Annotated in this window: 20 protein-coding genes; 3 read left to right on the forward strand and 17 right to left on the reverse strand. The window is 45.3% G+C overall.

The window, feature by feature from the left end; genetic code table 11:
- Positions 1-71: 71 nt before the first annotated feature.
- From purF to E0D71_RS13025, 14 genes are all read right to left on the reverse strand, one after another.
- Positions 72-1,580 (reverse strand): amidophosphoribosyltransferase, encoded by a 1,509-nt coding sequence (purF, locus tag E0D71_RS12960; RefSeq protein WP_133003736.1) that lies wholly within the window; start codon positions 1,578-1,580, stop codon positions 72-74.
- A 76-nt stretch (positions 1,581-1,656) separates the two neighbouring features.
- The gene (locus E0D71_RS12965; RefSeq protein ID WP_133003737.1) at positions 1,657-2,190 is read right to left on the reverse strand and encodes a CvpA family protein; all 534 of its coding nucleotides are present in this window, start codon (positions 2,188-2,190) and stop codon (positions 1,657-1,659) included.
- A 74-nt stretch (positions 2,191-2,264) separates the two neighbouring features.
- Complete coding sequence (locus tag E0D71_RS12970) at positions 2,265-2,858, reverse strand: SPOR domain-containing protein (protein WP_133003738.1); 594 nt, start codon at positions 2,856-2,858, stop codon at positions 2,265-2,267.
- On the reverse strand, positions 2,858-4,108 hold the full coding sequence (folC, locus tag E0D71_RS12975; protein ID WP_133003739.1) for a bifunctional tetrahydrofolate synthase/dihydrofolate synthase: 1,251 nt from the start codon (positions 4,106-4,108) through the stop codon (positions 2,858-2,860). The genes E0D71_RS12970 and folC overlap by 1 nt, the downstream gene beginning before the upstream one ends.
- A gap of 4 nt (positions 4,109-4,112) precedes the next feature.
- The gene (gene accD / locus E0D71_RS12980) at positions 4,113-4,976 is read right to left on the reverse strand and encodes an acetyl-CoA carboxylase, carboxyltransferase subunit beta (RefSeq protein ID WP_133003740.1); all 864 of its coding nucleotides are present in this window, start codon (positions 4,974-4,976) and stop codon (positions 4,113-4,115) included.
- A gap of 33 nt (positions 4,977-5,009) precedes the next feature.
- Positions 5,010-5,816 carry a tryptophan synthase subunit alpha gene (gene trpA, locus E0D71_RS12985; protein ID WP_133003741.1) on the reverse strand — a complete coding sequence of 269 codons (807 nt, stop codon included), beginning with the start codon at positions 5,814-5,816 and terminating at the stop codon, positions 5,010-5,012.
- The gene (gene trpB, locus E0D71_RS12990) at positions 5,813-7,024 is read right to left on the reverse strand and encodes a tryptophan synthase subunit beta (RefSeq protein WP_133003742.1); all 1,212 of its coding nucleotides are present in this window, start codon (positions 7,022-7,024) and stop codon (positions 5,813-5,815) included. The genes trpA and trpB overlap by 4 nt, the downstream gene beginning before the upstream one ends.
- Positions 7,014-7,634: a phosphoribosylanthranilate isomerase gene (locus E0D71_RS12995; protein WP_133003743.1), complete on the reverse strand. Its 621-nt coding sequence runs from the start codon at positions 7,632-7,634 to the stop codon at positions 7,014-7,016. Before E0D71_RS12995 ends, trpB begins: the two co-directional genes overlap by 11 nt.
- Positions 7,618-8,442 (reverse strand): tRNA pseudouridine(38-40) synthase TruA, encoded by an 825-nt coding sequence (gene truA / locus E0D71_RS13000; RefSeq protein ID WP_133003744.1) that lies wholly within the window; start codon positions 8,440-8,442, stop codon positions 7,618-7,620. The genes E0D71_RS12995 and truA overlap by 17 nt, the downstream gene beginning before the upstream one ends.
- Positions 8,435-10,633, reverse strand: a complete 2,199-nt coding sequence (locus tag E0D71_RS13005; RefSeq protein WP_133003745.1) for a FimV/HubP family polar landmark protein — start codon at positions 10,631-10,633, stop codon at positions 8,435-8,437. Before E0D71_RS13005 ends, truA begins: the two co-directional genes overlap by 8 nt.
- A gap of 146 nt (positions 10,634-10,779) precedes the next feature.
- Positions 10,780-11,502: an EAL domain-containing protein gene (locus E0D71_RS13010; RefSeq protein WP_133003746.1), complete on the reverse strand. Its 723-nt coding sequence runs from the start codon at positions 11,500-11,502 to the stop codon at positions 10,780-10,782.
- A gap of 129 nt (positions 11,503-11,631) precedes the next feature.
- Positions 11,632-13,278: a chaperonin GroEL gene (gene groL / locus E0D71_RS13015; RefSeq protein WP_133003747.1), complete on the reverse strand. Its 1,647-nt coding sequence runs from the start codon at positions 13,276-13,278 to the stop codon at positions 11,632-11,634.
- Between the two features lie 57 nt (positions 13,279-13,335).
- A complete protein-coding gene (locus tag E0D71_RS13020; RefSeq protein ID WP_133003748.1) occupies positions 13,336-13,626 on the reverse strand; it encodes a co-chaperone GroES in 291 nt (96 codons plus the stop codon).
- Positions 13,627-13,756: 130 nt separating this feature from the next.
- On the reverse strand, positions 13,757-14,236 hold the full coding sequence (locus E0D71_RS13025; RefSeq protein WP_133003749.1) for an FxsA family protein: 480 nt from the start codon (positions 14,234-14,236) through the stop codon (positions 13,757-13,759).
- Between the two features lie 48 nt (positions 14,237-14,284).
- On the opposite strand from E0D71_RS13025, the gene E0D71_RS13030 reads away from it, so the two are divergent.
- Complete coding sequence (locus E0D71_RS13030; RefSeq protein ID WP_133003750.1) at positions 14,285-14,593, forward strand: MGMT family protein; 309 nt, start codon at positions 14,285-14,287, stop codon at positions 14,591-14,593.
- 100 nt (positions 14,594-14,693) lie between these two features.
- Here E0D71_RS13030 and E0D71_RS13035 read toward each other — a convergent pair whose 3' ends face one another.
- Positions 14,694-15,179: a YajQ family cyclic di-GMP-binding protein gene (locus E0D71_RS13035; RefSeq protein WP_133003751.1), complete on the reverse strand. Its 486-nt coding sequence runs from the start codon at positions 15,177-15,179 to the stop codon at positions 14,694-14,696.
- Positions 15,180-15,264: 85 nt separating this feature from the next.
- On the opposite strand from E0D71_RS13035, the gene E0D71_RS13040 reads away from it, so the two are divergent.
- The gene (locus E0D71_RS13040; protein ID WP_133003752.1) at positions 15,265-16,209 is read left to right on the forward strand and encodes a 2-dehydropantoate 2-reductase; all 945 of its coding nucleotides are present in this window, start codon (positions 15,265-15,267) and stop codon (positions 16,207-16,209) included.
- Between the two features lie 73 nt (positions 16,210-16,282).
- On the opposite strand, the gene E0D71_RS13045 is transcribed toward E0D71_RS13040, so the two are convergent.
- Entirely contained in the window at positions 16,283-17,116 is an 834-nt protein-coding gene (locus E0D71_RS13045) for a S1-like domain-containing RNA-binding protein (RefSeq protein ID WP_133003753.1), read from the reverse strand.
- A 55-nt stretch (positions 17,117-17,171) separates the two neighbouring features.
- Positions 17,172-17,732 (reverse strand): DUF1415 domain-containing protein, encoded by a 561-nt coding sequence (locus tag E0D71_RS13050; RefSeq protein WP_133003754.1) that lies wholly within the window; start codon positions 17,730-17,732, stop codon positions 17,172-17,174.
- A gap of 207 nt (positions 17,733-17,939) precedes the next feature.
- On the opposite strand from E0D71_RS13050, the gene E0D71_RS13055 reads away from it, so the two are divergent.
- Positions 17,940-19,154 carry a DEAD/DEAH box helicase gene (locus E0D71_RS13055; protein ID WP_133003755.1) on the forward strand — a complete coding sequence of 405 codons (1,215 nt, stop codon included), beginning with the start codon at positions 17,940-17,942 and terminating at the stop codon, positions 19,152-19,154.
- The last annotated feature ends 46 nt before the right edge of the window (positions 19,155-19,200 follow it).

The raw sequence follows: 19,200 nt of genomic DNA on the forward strand, positions 1-19,200 counted from the left end.
CCTTAACTAAAAACAACAAAGCCAGGCGTGTGACCTGGCTTTGTTTCGTAAGTCACTATTGCATTAGTTTGCTACATAGGGTGCATCATGTCACTACTAGCTGCATTTTCAATAGAGTCCTTTTGAGTATCATTTCGCGCATTCTCAAGACGAGCAAGATACGCTTCAGTGATATCCCCAGTAATGTATTTTCCATCGAATACAGACGTATCGAATTCACGTACATCAGAGTGCTTCTCATCAATACAAGCTTCAATCAAATCACCCAAATCTTGGAAAATCAATTTGTCAGCGCCGATTAACTCACAAATTTCATCCACATTGCGATCGTGAGCAATCAACTCAGTAACGGCTGGCATATCAATACCATACACATTCGGGTAACGCACCTCAGGTGCCGCCGAAGCGATGTATACTTTTTTCGCGCCAGCATCACGCGCCATTTCAATGATTTCTTTACTCGTGGTACCACGAACAATCGAGTCATCTACCAATAGCACCGTTTTGTCTTTAAATTCAAACGGCACAGGGTTCAATTTTTGACGAACGGATTTTTTACGAACCGCTTGCCCTGGCATGATAAAAGTACGGCCAATGTAGCGGTTCTTCACCAAGCCTTCACGGAATGGGATATTCAGTGTTTGTGCAATCTGTAGTGCGGCAGTACGGCTGGTATCCGGGATCGGAATGACAACATCAATATCATGATCTTTCCATTCGCGTTGGATCTTCTCTGCCAATCGATCACCCATGTTCATGCGGGCTTTATAAACAGAAATACTGTCGATCACTGTGTCCGGACGAGCAAAATAAACGTACTCAAACAAACAAGGACGAGCCACTTTTTTCGGTGTGCACTGACGCACATGAACCTTATGGTTCACATCAAAGAAAATCGCTTCACCAGGCTGGATATCACGTTCTATTGTGAAACCGCCAGCGTCCAATGCGACGCTTTCAGACGCCACCATGTATTCGATGCCATTGTCGGTCTGTTTAGAGCCATAAATTAATGGGCGAATACCATCTGGATCACGAAACGCCAAAATACCGTAACCAGTGATCAAAGCGACAACCGCGTAACCACCTTCAATTCGCTTATAGACTCGCTCTAACGCATTGAAAATATCTTCTGGTGTCGGTGTCAGCTTGCCTTCTAAATGAAGCTCATGAGCCAATACATTCAACAACACTTCTGAATCAGACGTCGTGTTCACATGGCGAAGATCAGACTCAAACACTTCTTGCTTAAGCTTTTCAGTGTTGGTCAAGTTGCCATTATGAGCAAGAGAAATACCGTAAGGAGAGTTAACGTAAAAAGGTTGTGCTTCAGCAGAACTCGAGGTACCTGCTGTAGGGTAACGGGCATGCCCAATGCCAATATTACCATGAAGTTTTTTCATGTGACGTGTACGAAACACCTCACTAACCGGACCATTGTCTTTGCGTAAACACAGACGTCCATTATGGCTGGTTACCATTCCTGCTGCATCTTGCCCGCGATGCTGAAGCAAAGTTAATGCATCAAAAATGGCTTGATTGACCATGGATGTGCCTACGACACCAACGATACCACACATGTTCTAGATCCTCGTGTTGGGGAAATTGTGCTTATAAAACACAATAAAGGTTCTTCTTTCGTTGCCAGAGAAGCAACTAATTTCCAAGGGCGCGGTCAATGAGAGACGGATCCACAAGATCCGAACTCTTGCCTAACATTTCACGCGTCCAGTCTTTCAAAAGCACTAATTGAGGAATCAATTGTGATGACTTCCAAAGCTCTGTTTTTTCTATTGCTGGGCTTAAGCTCAGCAAAGACACAAAAGCCACAACAATTAAGCCGCCTTTTGCAAAACCAAAAACCATGCCTAGCACTCTGTCTGTGCTAGAAAGGCCGGTTACCTGTATTAAAGAGCCAATCAAATAGCTCGCTAATGCACAAATTATTAAGCTTGCTACAAATAAAGAAACAAATGAAACTATGTAACGGATCTGATCACTTTGAACCTGATCCATCAATAATGCCTGCATGTTATCAGAGAATTTTATCGCCACCACAAAGGCTATAACCCAGGTAAGTAAGGATAGAACTTCTTTAACAAATCCCCTTTTCAAACTCAGTAGAGTAGAAATAATAACGACGGCAATGATCAGCCAGTCCAATGTAGAAATTGAGTTTACAGCGTCCATAACAACCCTATTTAAAGCGCGCGAAGTTTAACAGAAGGTTAAGATAATCCAAATACTACCAAACAAAACTTGTATTAATTCTCAGAAAACTTCACCACGATTCCTTTTAGAGAAAACTTTTTATGGATGTCAGCTTGCACTTTCTCTGAGGTTGGTCGATCCAACTCTGGACCAACGAACACCTTGAACAATGAGTTAGTCGTAATGCTGTAAGCTGGGTAATCGGCTTTTTTCAGCTTATTAACCAAACGCTTGGCATTGTCTTCTTGTGCAAAGGTGGCAATTTGAACCGTCCAGCGGCCGGTAGGTGCCGGTGCTTTGACTGGCTCCTGCTTGACCGGAGGTTTGGCTTTAACCACAGGGGTTGGTGCTGCAACTGGCTTTTTAGCCTCGGAAACAAGCGTAATATCTTGTGCCGACTTGGCATCAGTATTAACCACCTGAGGTGAGGGTTCTGGCGTTTGACTGTCGCTGGCGTCCGGCAATTCATCCAATGACTGGGCAGGCGCGATTTTCACCTCCGGAAACACAGGAGGTTTACTCACGACCACTTGCACATCCAATTCAGGCGGACGTTCACCGTCTAGAATCTGTGGCAAAATAATGGCCGCGGCCACAATCAAGATACTGGCACCAATCAATCTATGCGTCATTTTTTTATCTAACATCACGCCTCCTTCTGCTTGGTATGAGCCAAATAATCGGTCACGGTTACAAAAGAACCGAATACCACAACAGGTCGATTCTCTTCTAACGCCTTCCCTGACGCCGCATCAAAAGCATCAGCTACCGTTTTGTATGCTGTGATATGTTTGACATTGTGCTGTTCCAATATGGCCATCAGATCTTGCGCTTTGGCCCCTCTTGGGCCGCCCAAATCCGCTAAATGCCAAGCGGAGAACTTATCAGCAAGAGACACCATAACACTGTTGATGTCTTTGTCTTTTAACATGCCACAAACCGCAATTGGCTTGCTTTCAAAGGCCGCCACCCGCTTCGCCAATTCCGAGGCGGCTTCTGGGTTGTGCGCCACATCAATATAGATAAGAGGAGCATCACTGACTTTTTGAAAACGACCGGTTAGTTGGGCACTGGCAAACAAGTCTTGAAGCGCAGTTTCATCCGGCTCAAGCCCCATATAGCTAAACACCGCAATCACAGTGGCGGCGTTTTCAATCGGCAAATTAGGCAATGGCAAATGATGATAAGAACACTCATTTCCTGTCCAAGACCATTCCTGCCCAGTCACCTGATAAGAGAAGTGCTCGCCTTTTTGGCGTAAATCAGCGCCTATCATGATCGCCGTCTCAGCCAAGCTACTCGGTGGATTGACCACACCACTTACCAACAGCTTGTCACGACGTGCTATGCCGGTTTTCTCACGCGCAATAACCTCAATCGAGTCGCCTAACCAATCTGTATGGTCCAGCGCAATCGAGGTCACTACCGCGACGTCGGCATCCACCATGTTGACCGAATCCAAGCGCCCACCTAAGCCCACTTCTAACACCCAATAATCAAGGTCTGACTGGGAGAAAATCCACAATGCAGCCAAGGTACTGAATTCAAAATAGGTTAACGGTGTGCTTCCTCGAGCCAATTCAATCGCCTCAAAAGCCTGACAAATAAGTTCATCATTGCAAGGCTCATTGTTCAGAGCAATGCGCTCATTAAAGGCAAGAAAATGGGGAGAGGTATAGGTACCAACTGAGTGGCCTTGGGACGATAGATATTGGGTCAACATAGCGCAAGTAGAGCCCTTGCCGTTGGTTCCCGCTACCGTGATGATTTCGTTTTTCGGTCTAGAGATAGCAAGCTTCTCTAACACTGAACTGCCTCGCGCCAGACCTAATTCGATCTCGGAGGGATGTTGGCTCTCGATGTACGAGAGCCAATTATCTAACGACGTTGGCGTCATTTATTTATGCCGCTCTGTTCGTCAACAATGACAAGATATTAAACAAACGATCACGCATGTCTTCACGTTTGATGATCATGTCAAGCGCGCCTTTTTCCAGCAAGAACTCACTGCGCTGGAAGCCAGCAGGTAATTTTTCACGTACTGTTTGCTCGATAACACGAGGACCAGCAAAACCGATCAACGCATTTGGCTCAGCAACGTTTAGGTCACCCAACATAGCAAGAGAAGCCGATACACCACCAAACACAGGATCGGTCATCACAGAAATATAAGGGATGCCTTCTTGTTTCATACGCTCAAGGCCTGCGCTGGTTTTTGCCATCTGCATCAAAGAAATCAACGCTTCTTGCATACGTGCGCCGCCACTTGCGGAGAAACAAATTAGTGGGATGCGTTTTTCAAGGCACACATTAACGGCCTGAATGAAACGTTCACCAACAATCGCTCCCATAGAACCACCAAGGAAACTAAATTCAAACGCCACCGCCACAACAGGCATGCCGTTTAGAGCCCCTTCCATTGCTACCAAGGCGTCTTTTTCGCCAGTGGCTTTTTGAGCTGCCGTAATACGATCTTTGTAGCGTTTCGTGTCTTTGAATTTCAGTTTGTCTTCAGGCTCAAGATGGGCGCCAATTTCAAAACGACCTTCTTTGTCCAAGAAAATATCCAGACGACGACGGGCATTCACACGCAAATGGTGGTGACATTTTGGACAAACATCCAAATTTTTCTCTAGCTCAGGGCGATAAAGAACGTTGTCACACTTAGGGCATTTTTTCCATAAACCCTCAGGAACAGAACCTGATCCTCGCTTCGATTCGCTACGTACAATCGAAGGTACAAATTTGTCTAACCAGCTACTCATTTATTTCTCCATATCTCTGTTTACGGCTGCCGCTTAGGCGTCCATTTCGTTGCGCATTGGCGCTAAAATGGCTTTCAAAGCGTCAGCGATATATTCTTTTGGCTGATCTTTATTTTCAGCAATGGCGTTAACCAAAACACTACCAACGATGACACCGTCTGCACAGTGACCAACGGCTGCCGCTGTTTTCGCATCACGAATACCAAAACCCACTCCAATTGGAAGGTCCGTAATATCACGCAAAGCATCAACATGCTGCTTAACACTGGCGACATCCAACTCAGCGGTACCAGTTACCCCTTTTACAGATACGTAATACACATACCCAGAAGCCAGATCACAAATTTTCTTCGCTCTCGCTGGTGTCGTTGTTGGTGACAACAAGTAAATTAGGTCAATCTCGTTTTGGCGGAAGCATTCTACTACATCTGTCGCCTCTTCTGGAGTCAGATCGACTAATAAAATACCATCTACACCCGCTTCTTTCGCAGAATTTGCAAAAGCTTGATAACCAAAGAACTCAATTGGGTTCAAATAGCCCATTAACACCACTGGCGTATGGGTATTGTGCTTACGAAATTCCGCAATAATAGCCAATACTTTTCGCACGCTCGTGCCCGCCGCTAAGCTACGCTCACAAGCCAATTGTATCACTGGCCCGTCGGCCATAGGGTCAGAAAATGGCATGCCAATTTCTATAACATCCGCCCCAGCGTCCACTAAACCATTCATTATAGTCACAGTATGCTCTGGCGTTGGGTCGCCCGCCGTAATATATGGAATTAATGCTTTCTTTCCAGATTCAGCAAGTTGTGCGAAACACTGTTTAATTCGGCTCATACTTCAATCCCATCCAATTCAGCCACCGTCATAATGTCTTTGTCGCCTCGACCAGACAGGTTAATCACAACAATTTTGTCTTTTTCCATCGTCGCCGCAAGTTTCATACCGTACGCCACTGCGTGACTGGATTCTAGCGCAGGCATAATGCCTTCAAGACGGGTCAAATCATGGAAACCATCCATCGCTTCGTCATCATTGATGGCAACATACTGCGCACGACCAATGTCTTTTAACCAAGCGTGCTCTGGACCAACACCTGGGTAATCCAAACCGGCAGAAATAGAATGCGTACCAATAATCTGGCCGTCATCGTCTGCCATCACATAAGTACGGTTTCCATGCAGAACACCAGGGCGACCTGCAGACAAAGGCGCGGCATGTCGACCTGTTTCTAGGCCATCACCACCAGCCTCGACACCATACATAGCAACGCCATCATCCCCAATAAAAGGATGGAACATACCTATCGCGTTAGAACCACCACCTACACAGGCCACCACGGCATCCGGTAAACGGCCTTCTTGCGCCATGCACTGCTCTTTGGTCTCACGACCAATTACCGCTTGGAAATCACGCACTAATTTAGGGTACGGGTGAGGGCCCGCTGCGGTACCAATAATGTAGAAAGTATCGTCTACATTGCTCACCCAATAACGCATCGCTTCATTCAATGCGTCTTTAAGTGTCTTGGTTCCAGACTCAACCGAAATCACTTCTGCACCCAATAGCTTCATGCGATAAACATTCAGCTTTTGGCGACGAATGTCTTCCGCGCCCATGAATACTTTACAATTTAAGCCAAGACGCGCCGCCACAGTCGCAGAAGCAACACCGTGCTGGCCTGCTCCGGTTTCAGCAATGATGTTTGGCTTACCCATGTGCTTCGCCAACAAGGCTTGACCAATGGTGTTATTAATCTTATGTGCGCCTGTGTGGTTCAAATCTTCACGTTTAAGATAAATCTTTGCGCCACCCGCTTTCGCCGTTAATCGCTCAGCGAAATACAAGGGAGAAGGACGACCTACATAATGGGCTAAATCCTTATCAAACGCGGCTTGAAATTCCGCGCTCTGGGATAACTCTTCATACATTTTTGTCAAATCATCCAGTGCAGACATTAACGTTTCAGAAACGAAGACTCCACCGTACTGACCAAAACGACCGTGCTCATCAGGCAAGGTTTGATCTATATCTTTATTGCTCACGTTTTGCTCCACTAATAAATTGTTTTACTTTCGCATTATTCTTTAGCCCTTTGGACGCCTCAACACCGCCACTAACGTCCACAGCATAAGGAGCAACTTGCTCAACCGCATGCGCAACATTATCAGGCGTTAAACCACCGGCCAAAATCACCGGCAATGGCAATACTTCAGGAATCAAAGACCAATTAAATACTTCCCCTGTACCACCAGGCACGCCCGCTTTGTAGGCATCGAGCAAAATCGCCGAGGCGGATGGATAGGATTGTGCGGCCAGCAAGAGGTCATCCCCCTCTTTTACCCGCAAGGCTTTTACATAAGGACGATTATAGGATAAACACTCCGCTTCTGGTTCATTCCCGTGAAACTGAATCAACCAACGTGCGTTATTGGCCACAACGCTCTCTATATCCTCTGCTTGAGCATCAACAAAAAGCGCAACAGGCACAACAAAAGGCGGTAGCTGAGCAACAATCTCATTGGCTTTAACAGGGTCAATATAGCGCGGACTTTTTGGATAAAAAACAAACCCCAATGCATCAGCACCATAATCACAGGCGGCCAATGCGTCTTCTAGGTTCGTAATTCCGCAGATTTTAACGCGACAAGACATACTCAGGCTCTTCTACATAAGGCAAAAAATGCGGCCCAAGAGGTCGCTGCGGCACATTAAAATGCTCAGGATATTCCGCATCCACAAAGTACAGCCCCGTTGGCGGTGCCGTAATCCCCCCTTTGGTTCTGTCCTTAGCTTCTAATACTTCTTTCGCCCAAGAAACCGGTTTTTCACCAGCCCCTATGGTCATCAATACGCCAGCAAAATTTCGGATCATATGATGCAAAAATGCATTGGCTCGAACATCTAACACGACGTATTGACCAAGCTGTTGCACTGAAAAGTTTAAAATCGTTCGTGTTGGGGTATTTGCCTGACAACCAACCGCTCGAAAAGAGCTAAAGTCATGGGTCCCTAGAAAACACGTCGCCGCTGCTTTCATTCGCTCGACGTCTAATGTTTTATAGGTCCAGGTGAGGCCTTTGGATAATAAAGCTGGACGCAGTGCAGATTGATAAATCACGTAACGATAACGACGACTCAAAGCACTAAAGCGCGCATGAAATTCATCATCAACATAACGCGCGGCAACCACGGCAATATCACTAGGAAGGTGGGTATTCACCCCTAATGTCCAAGATCGCTCACTACGCTCTACATCGGTTTCAAAATGCACAACCTGTGCGCTTGCATGAACACCAGAATCGGTTCTTCCAGCGCACACAACACTGACCTTGTGATTGGCAATCACGCTAAGTGCTTTTTCGATATTTTCTTGGACACTGGGTACATCGTATTTTTGCGCTTGCCAGCCCTTATAGGCTGACCCATCGTATTCTACTAACAGGACAACTTTTTTAGTCACTTGGGAACATCCGCTCCATCATACTTTTCGCTTCGGCAATTTGTTTATCATTACCCGTGGATACTACATCCTCAAGTATAACACGCGCACCCTCATCGTCGCCCATATCCATGTAAGCTCGCGCCAAATCTAACTTGGTCGCTATTTCGTCGCCGCTGGCATCAAAAAAGTCGAACTCTTCTTCCTCATCATCAACGTCTGCGCCTTCGGCGGCTTCTGCCTCTCCGAATGAAGGCACATCGATGTCGGCCAAATCGTCTTGGGCTTCGGCTAAGGTTTCTTCAATACTGGATGCCAAAGACTCATCTGGCGTTTTATCAAACAACGCAGACTCATCAACCGCGTCTTGTTCATCATCGTTTAGCAAACTAGAAACAAAAGATTCTTCTTCACTGAATTCGCCGCCTTCTTCTTCGTCAGCCAACTCAGGCTCAGGCTCAGGCTCTACCGTCGGCACTTCATCGTCAGGAATGGCTTCTAATTCTGGTTCTAGATCGCCAAAGCCACTGTCCAGATCATCGTCTTCCGCCAACTCATCCATTTGCTCATCTAATGATGCAAATGGATCATCCAAGTCATCGTCGATAATCTCTTCTTGACGTTCTTCTGGAAGCTCTTCTTCCGGCAAAGACAAATCTTCTGCGAAGTCGAATATTTCATCGTCCAGATCTTGCTCTTCAACGCTATCGTCCAGTAACGCTTCTTCCGTATCCGATCCATCCAGATCAAAATTGAAAGGATCTTCTTCTGGCATTTCCTCTTGTTCTTCCGCTTTCGCAGCAACCACTGGCGCACTAGCAGCGGCGGCGGCAACCGCAGCAGGCGCTGCTAAGTCAAATTCGTCTGAAGCAGGTTTAGCCTCGTCTTTCTTTTTCCCTAGGCGGCGCATCAACAAGCCCCCTAAGAAACCAAATAACAGCAACACAACGGCGGCGATAGACACCACAATCGGATTACCAAAAATTTTGTTTTTAAGTGAATTTTCTTCCGCTTGCTCTTTGACTCTGCGAGCTTGATCCGCTTCTAGCAGCTGATCAACAGTGTTCTTTTGCTCCTGCAACGACTGCTGCGCACTGGCAAACTGTTTCTCAAGTTCTGCCATTTGCTTATCTTTCAACGCAATCAGTTTTTGCAAGGTCTCTAATTGCTTATTAAGATCACCAAGCTGACTTGAGAGGTCTTCTTTTTCACGTTTTTCTTTATCCAGCATTTCTTCAGCAGCGGACAACTTAGTGTTTAAATTCGCAACACTTTGACCGTTACCCGCATTCGAACTCGCACTGCCTTCAGGCAATAGACTTTGCCCAGATGACAGGGTCAATTTATCGGAATCTGATACCGGTGACTGAGAAGCGCCTTTGGCTTTCGCCTGCGTGTTCATTTGCGCGCGTTCTATTTTTGATTTGTTCGCCGCAACACCCTTCAGCGCCATCCATGCTCTATGCTGACGATTAAATTCTTTTTGCGAAAGGGATTTATTAAACAGAGCGATCTGCTGCTCCGTCGGCAAGCGAAGAACAACCCCTTCTTTAAGCAAATTGATATTATCTGAGTAGAACGCATTTTTGTTCAATGCTTGAATGGCCATCATGGTTTGATAAATATTCAAGCTATTTGAACGCTGATTTTTATCCGCAATCGACCATAAGGTATTGCCTCTCGTGGTAAAAATATTACCCCGTGATGGCATCTGCTCAGCGCTGGAGGCGGCATCACGAAAGACCGTATTCGAAGAGGCTTGCTGAGAAGGAAGCTTAGCTGAACGCACTAACTCTTTTTGGGCTTTATCAACCAAAGCGGATTGATTGAGCGGCGCTTGATACTCACGCACCACCTGTCCGCTAGGCCAGCGAGCCGCCAAGACGAAGTGCAGTTCTTTTTCTTTAATGGGCTGTGCGGACGTCACCGCAATGACCAGACCTTTGCCGTTATTCGCTCGTTGCACATTAAATTTGAGCAATGACAAATCGGCAGCAGGCGCAAAACCAGCCTGACGGAACTCACCTTCACTGCCCAAGCGAACCAAAATATCTTCAGGCGTCAAAACGCCATAATCAGAGAGCGCAATCTGCCCTCGAAAAGGTTCATCCAGATTTGATTGAGAAGTTAATTCACCCAGCTCCAATGCGTAACCGCTCGACACATAAAATGCCCCCGTAACGGCCAGACTAATGAGGGTTTTTCTGAGCATAATATTCCCTTCTTGTTCAAAAATGGCGATAAATACTAATCTAAGTATCTTACACGACTCGCTATTTATCAATAGCTTTAGAATCAATGGTTTGTCTTATAATATAAGATTCGAATAATCGTCTAAATAGTCTACAATTTTACCCTTTAAATGCGAATAAAGTCCTCTCGATAGAGAAACCCTTGTACATAATCCACACCCATCAATGTCGCAAACGCCAAATCCTGGTCCGTTTCCACGCCTTCTAAAATCACACTTTTGCCCGTGGCGTGAGCAAAATCAATTATCTTAGAGACAAACACCATATAGCGTTTATCATCTTGCATTTTAAGAACATGCTTATCAAGTTTAATCCATTCCACCAATTGCATAACAGAAACCGATAACATGGATCTAGGGTTACACAAATCGTCTAATGCTGTACCTATCCCCAAATTACTAAAGGTCTCTATCATCGACAAACTCATCAAGGCATCGTTAATCTCAGAGTTCTCAATTAACTCCACCACAACCCGCCCTTTTCCGACTTGCTGAATCGCCCCTAGAATTGGATTATCCAGCACTTCACCACCACAGGCATAAAAGGCATCTTGATCCAAATTAACAAACACCTGATGATTTTTGGGCATGTGCTCTAGCTGCAAACACTTTTGCGCGTATTCCACCTGATACAAGGACAATGGATTATCATGCAAAGAAGAATAAACAAGATCTGGACGTATTGCCTTTCCCGTCACATCATAAAATCGAGAAAGCGCCTCGTAAGCCACCACTTCATTTGTTTTCAACTTAACAATAGGCTGATACTCCACCCCAAATCGTTGATGCTCAATCAAATCCAACAACACACCATTCAACAAGTGAGGCACTCAATTCTTCCTTTTTTAGAAAATAGACAAAACAAAAGAAGATAATAGTTCTCATTAACAAAAAAATAAAGCACAAAAAAAAGCCCCGCATGAGCGAGGCTTCTTTTGTATCAATGACTTAGGCGATGATTACATCATTCCGCCCATGCCACCCATACCGCCCATGCCACCCATATCAGGCATAGCAGGAGCATCATCTTTTGGAGAATCAGCAATCATTGCTTCCGTTGTGATCATAAGACCAGCAACAGAGGCCGCTGCTTGAAGCGCCGAACGAGTTACTTTCGCTGGGTCAAGAATACCCATCTCTAGCATATCGCCGTATTCACCAGTGGCTGCGTTGTAACCGTAGTTACCTTCACCTTGTTTCACTTTGTCTACTACCACAGAAGCTTCTGCTCCAGCGTTAGTCACGATTTGGCGCATTGGCGCTTCCATCGCACGCAAAGCAAGCGCGATGCCTACGTTTTGATCTTCGTTATCGCCTTTAAGGTCAACTACTTTTGTTAGTGCGCGAACCAAAGCAACACCACCACCAGCAACAACACCTTCTTCAACCGCAGCGCGAGTCGCGTGAAGCGCATCGTCTACACGTGCTTTTTTCTCTTTCATTGCCAATTCAGTGGCTGCACCGATTTTGATCACTGCAACACCGCCTGCCAATTTAGCAACACGCTCTTGAAGTTTCTCTTTATCGTAGTCAGAAGAAGAGTTAGCGATTTCTGCGCGAATTTGCTCAACACGACTAGTAATGTTTGCTGCAACACCAGCGCCATCAACAATCGTTGTGCTTTCTTTTGTCAAAGTAACGCGCTTCGCGGTACCAAGCTGCTCAATCGTTGCTTCTTCAAGTTTGATACCGACTTCTTCAGAAATAACAACAGAGCCAGTTAGAATCGCGATGTCTTCTAGCATTGCCTTACGACGATCACCGAAACCAGGCGCTTTAGCAGCAGCCACTTTAACGATGCCGCGCATCGTGTTAACAACCAAAGTTGCCAACGCTTCGCCTTCAACATCTTCAGCAATGATCAACAATGGACGTGATGCTTTAGCAACACCTTCCAAAATTGGCAACAAATCGCGGATGTTAGAGATTTTCTTATCAACCAATAGGATGAATGGGTTTTCTAATTCCGCACTCATTGTTTCTTGGTTATTGATGAAGTAAGGAGATAGGTAACCGCGGTCAAACTGCATACCTTCTACTACCGCTAGCTCATCTTCAAAGCCAGAACCTTCTTCTACTGTAATAACGCCTTCTTTACCAACGCGCTCCATTGCTTCAGCAATGATTTTACCAACAGAAGAATCAGAGTTAGCAGAAATAGTACCTACCTGCTCTACCGCACGAGTGTCTTTACAAGGCGTAGAAAGCGCTGCGATTTCTTTCACAACGGCATTCGCAGCTTGATCGATACCACGCTTAAGATCCATAGGGTTACGACCCGCAGCAACCGCTCTTAGACCTTCTGTAATGAAAGACTGAGCAAGTACTGTGGCCGTTGTTGTTCCGTCACCAGCAACATCATTGGCTTGAGAAGCAACTTCTTTCACCATTTGAGCGCCCATGTTTTCGAACTTGTTTTCCAGTTCAATTTCTTTCGCAACAGTCACACCGTCTTTAGTTACAAGAGGTGCTCCGAAAGATTTTTCAATAACGACGTTACGGCCTTTAGGACCTAATGTTACTTTCACTGCGTCTGCAAGAACGTTTACACCTTTCAGCATTTGCTGACGAGCGCCATCTCCAAATTTAACTTCTTTAGCTGCCATTTTCTTATACCTTAACTGTTGTAAGTGTTATGAATCGTAATAGAACTGTGGGACGAATTAGGCTTCAATAACGCCGTAAATTTCATCTTCTTTCATGATAAGCAGTTCTTCACCTTCGATTTTAACGGTTTGACCGGAGTACTGGCCAAACAACACGGTGTCACCCACTTTAACGGCCAAAGCTTGCACATCGCCATTTGATTGAATACGGCCAGTGCCAACAGCTAAAACCTCGCCTTGAGTAGGCTTTTCTGTAGCAGATCCTGGTAAAACAATACCAGATGCAGTTGTTGTTTCTTCTTCTTTACGTCGAACAACGACACGATCGTGCAAAGGACGAATATTCATTGATCAATCTCTCCAATTAAAAAACAATACCAGGACTCCCCTGGCAGGACTACACTCACCTACTAAGGCAAGTAACTATATCGAACTCTTATATACGGCTAACAAAAAGCATTTCAACCCTTAACCGTAATTATTTTTTATCAATTAAATCATGGTCATCTTTCGATTCTCTGGAATACTCACCATCAAATACATCCCCTCTTTTCTCGGAGTATTGACCGCCTTGAGTTCCCCATTGACCACCGCGCTTCATCATAGAAGCAATAAAATTCACCACTAAGCCTGCGGCCACTAATTTACGCACTGGCGGAATCAACAATAACCCACCAATCGCGTCAGTCATAAAGCCAGGAATCAAAAGACACAAGCCAGCAAAAAGCAACATAATGCCTTCTGCTACTTCAGAAGCGGGTAATTCGCCGCGGCGCATTTTTTCTTGCGCCTTCATAGAAGTCTCTAAACCTTGCTTACGAATCAAGGTCACCCCTAGAATAGCGGTCAGGAAAACCAACCCAATGGTTGGTAAGGCGCCAATGCTACCCCCCACTTTAATCAAGAGTGTTAACTCAATGACTGGAATTAGAATAAAAAGTAACAGCGCAAATCTCATATTTACCTTCTTTATATTAAGTTCAATTACGTATCTGAGGGCGAAGCGGTGACTAATCAAGCAATAGACAACTTTAAATCACAAGTCTTTTTAATTTTAAACAACGTCCCTCGTGGGGAATGCATTGCTTATGGGGAATTAGCCGCGCTAGCCGGTTTCCCAAATCACGCCAGACAGGTGGGCGCCATAATGAAAAACCTACCTAAAGACACAAACTTACCATGGCATCGCGTGGTTAACGCTCAAAAAAGAATCAGCTTCCCTGAAAACACAGAAGGCTATTTAAGACAAAAAGAGAAATTAGAGCAGGAAGGCTGGGTAATTATCGGCACTAAACTTGCCATGAAGACAGACTAACACAAAAACCAAGAGGACCAGGCGAAAAACACCACACCCAAAAAGAGAAATAGAATGCCAAACTCATCCGTTTGGCATTGGTACCAGAAGCGACGAAGAACTAGTCGCGAAAGTTAGTAAATTGCACTGGCTGATTCAAATCTGCGCCACGCAACAACGCCATAACCTGCTGCAGATCATCACGCTTTTTACCGGTCACACGCAATTGCTCACCTTGGATCTGCGCCTGAACCTTGATTTTGCTTTCTTTGATCATTTTAACAATGCGCTTTGCTTCGTCGGTCTCAAGACCTTCTTTCATTTTCACATCTTGAGCGACTTTCATATTGCCTTTTACAATATCGCCTTTCTCCATACTCTTTAGATCAATACCGCGCGCCACTAGCTTTTGGTTCAAAATATCAGAAAGCTGACGCAATTGAACTTCCGCCTCTGCGTGCATAACAACGCTGGATTTATCTTTCACTTCAAAGCTTGCTTTTACCCCTTTGAAATCATACCGTGTGGTAATTTCTCTGTTTGCTTGGTCAACGGCATTGGTCACTTCGTGCCAGTCCAGTTCGGAAACAACGTCAAATGATGGCATTTTTATGCTCCTTTGCATGTTCAATGATTGATTTGGGCGCGATAATAACAGGGATTGAAATAAAATACCTAATGGAACTCCTACTATGAAAACCACACCTTGGCTTGTTGTCGGTGCCGGCGCCATTGGTCTGCTCTGGACTTGCAAACTTAAAAAGCTCGGCTTCAATGTCCATTTAGTTTATCGAAAAGAAGATCCCAGCAATACACTCACCCTAGATGAGTCACTGGCAGGCGCAGAAGACGCCCCCACATTGTCCGAATACAAAATCAAACGCTTCAAGGCCTCCCAGCTAAAACCCACTTACGACAAAGTGCTGTTTTGCACCAAAGCCTACGACCTAGTAGACGCTTACCAGTCCGTTGCAGAACACATAAGCGACACCGCCGACATCGCCTGCCTTTGTAATGGCCTTGGGGTTCAAGACCGCTTGCAACAGAGCATCAAACCAACACAAACTTTGTGGGCTGGCACAACCAGCGAAGGCGCCTTAAAAATCGCACCGAACAAGGTCAAACACACAGGACTTGGCGACACCTATTTTGGCCCATGGCGCCCTGAAGACACAGACAAAACATTCCCCATCCCCGATCTAACCGTCGCCAACATCCACCAAAGACTGATCGAGAAATTGGCAGTAAACGCCATTATCAATCCGATCACCGCCATTTACGGCATCCAAAACGGCGACATTTTGCACAGCGACTACAAGACTCTGTTTAAAACAGCCACCGCTGAGCTGGCCACTTTTTTCACCCAATCTGACTTTTCATTGCTTGAATACAGCAAACATCTCAACACGGACAATCTCATCAATCGTATTTCGACCGTTGCCCAACTGACACGTTTAAATCGCTCCTCCATGCACGAAGACTTACGATTAAAAAGACAAACCGAAAACGAATTTATTTCTGGTTATTTGGTTGAACAAAGCAACAACGCATTGCCCATTCAAGCCGCTCTCTACCAAGCCATCGCACAACCCGAACAGCGTGAAGAAATCAAAAAAAAGCTACTAAACACCGTTTAGTAGCTTTTTTAAAAAACGCTGGACGTGCATTTGATGCGCCCTCAACAAGCAGCACATAAAATACACAAAGACGTTAGATCTTGCTGATTTTTTCTTTTGTCAGCGTGATTTTCTTGTCTTTATAAAGGGCGCCCAAGGCTTTCTTATAGGTCGCTTTACTCACCTTGAAGACCGCATAAATGGCTTCTGGAGACGCTTTATCGGTTAATGGCGACTCACCGTTGTGCGCGTCTAGATAGTCCAAAATATCATCCAAAATATTTCGTACTTTCTTATAGCCAACTTCTTGAAGACTTAAATCGATTTTACCATCTTCGCGAATTCGCTTGATAAACCCGGTGGTTTTTTCGCCCTTACGAAGCTGTCTAAAGGCATCTTCGAAAAACAACACGCCCCAAAAGCGATTATCAATCACACATTTAAAGCCGATATTGGTTTTGTCACCAATGATAATATTCACTTTTTCGCCGACTTTATACGGTGCTTCTTCGCGATTCAGCAAAGCATCCACTCGCGTCGTCGCCACGATACGGTTGGTAATATTATCTAGATAGATGAAAAGTAAATGCGTTTCACCCTCTTCCACTCGATTCTTTTGCTGACTAAAAGGCACCAATAAATCTTTCGGCAACCCCCAATCAAAAAAGGCACCCACCTGATTCACGGCAATCGCCGTTAACGCAGCAAATTCGCCCACTTGTGCTTTTGGAAGCTCCGTTGTCGCGATCAGCTTGTCATCTGAATCTAAATAAACAAACACTTCTACGTCCTGACCCACTTGAAGGTCTTTAGGAACGTATCGTTTAGGCAATAAAACCTCACCTAATTCATCGGCGTCTAGATAAACACCAAACTCTTTTTCTTTTACGACTCTTAATGTATTTAAGCGCCCAATTTGTGTAGCCATGAAGTCTCCGGCATTAAGTTTTTACGCATTATAGCCAATCATTATCAAGCCCAAACTAATCGTCTGATACCTGCATACTGTTGGATAATATTTTTTCCAATTTCTCTTTTCCCATCTCTTCCATCACATCTATATTGCGTTCTGGAATGGCGTCGGTATCACCATAAAACTCAATGGCTTTTTCGACACTTGCCTCACGCAACAAATGCAACATAGGATAAGGAGAGCGATTGGAGTAATTTGAAACATCTTCCGGCTCAGTGCCAGAAAAACAGTAATTTGGATGAAAGGTCGCCAATTGATACACGCCCTCACACTCTTGTTCCAACATGATATTTTCCGCTAGATCCACAAAATCTAAATAACGATAAAAATCACTAAACAAGGTCGGAAACACAAGAATCGTGGTTTCCGTTTCTGGGTGCTCATCCAACCAATGCACCTCAGACATTAATTCTTCCAGCGCCACTTGCGACTTTTTAGAGCGCACAACGACAAATCGAACGCTTTCTCGCTCCATTTCACGCTTCGCGAAAGGGCAAACATTTAAGCCCACAATAAAATCATTCACCCACTTAATGGTTTGGGTGGTTACCAGCTCATCTGACAAATGCATGATTATCTTCTTCCTATGGTTTTGCCATTTTAGAGCAAAGCACCTAACGGGTCTAACTTAACTCGCCATGAAATAAGGTTTCGATTTCGAAACCCTATAAAACAAGGTATTATTTAAGATATGCAGCCCATTACACGAGTACTTTACCGGTAATGAGAACGAAAACATTCACTTGCTGCTCCTTTTTCCTCGCAACAGAGAGTTTACATGTCATTTGCTGAACTAGATCTTGATGTCACAATAGAGCAAGCCATCATGGATATGGGGTTTGATACCCCCACCCCAATACAAGAACAAGCCATCCCTATTGCTTTAGACGGATCAGACTTGCTGGCGACAGCGCCAACCGGCACAGGCAAGACAATTGCCTTTTGCGCCCCAGCGATTCAACACATCCTTGACCGAGATGAGCAATCTACTACCGCACCGAAAGTGATGATCCTAGCGCCAAGCCGCGAGCTTGCACGCCAAATATACAATGTCGTTGTGCAACTAACGGCACACACCAGAATTGAGTCTCAGCTGATCATTGGTGGCATTCCTTACGGCATGCAACAGCAACAACTAAGCGAAAACTGCGACATTTTGGTTGCCACCCCAGGTCGTTTGGTGGAGCTAGACGAAAAACAATGGTTGGATTTAAGCGATGTGTCCTATTTTGTCATTGACGAAGCAGACCGCATGCTGGACATGGGCTTTTCAAGCGCCATCAACCACCTAGCCAAACAAATCCCCAACGAACATCAAACATTGATGTTCTCCGCCACACTGGAAGGCGAAAAAATGGGACGATTTGCCAATGCCCTATTAAACGACGAAACACAACAACTTCGTCTTGGCGAATCCTCACGCTCCGTGCCTAGCCAAATTCGCCAGGTGGCCTACCGAGTGGACGATGAAGACCACAAAGAAGCCATTCTGAAGCACTTATTAATGCTGGATCGAGTGCAACAAGCCGTGGTGTTTGTCTCCAACCGCGAGCACGTTGACGTCTGGGTGCAACGCATTCGTAAAATGGGCCTAATGTGTGACGGTCTTCACGGCGAAATGAAACAAGGCGACCGCAGCGAACACTTGAAACAAATGGTTCGTGGCCGCTTACAAGTATTGGTAGCCACCGACGTTGCGTCTCGCGGCATCGACCTTCCTGAAATAAATACCGTAATTAACTTACGCTTGCCGCGAAAAGCAGACTCTTATGTTCACCGAGCAGGCCGAGCGTCTCGCGAAGGCGAACCTGGCGACTGCATTTCACTTATCGACATCAACGATTTGCCGATGATCGAAAAAATTCAGCGTTTTATGCAAGCCAACATTAAATTTGGTCGCATCGAAGGACTGGAAGCGAAAACCAAAGCACGCTCACCAAGCAATCGCCCAAGAAAGAAAAAAGCACCGTCTAAAACCAGAGCAAAAAAATAGCAACACCCGCTTGGCCAGCAAACACGACCAAGCACGCTCAAACGAC

Source organism: Marinomonas sp. KMM3893 (assembly GCF_004352855.1).
Taxonomy (GTDB): Bacteria; Pseudomonadota; Gammaproteobacteria; order Pseudomonadales; family Marinomonadaceae; genus Marinomonas; species Marinomonas arenicola.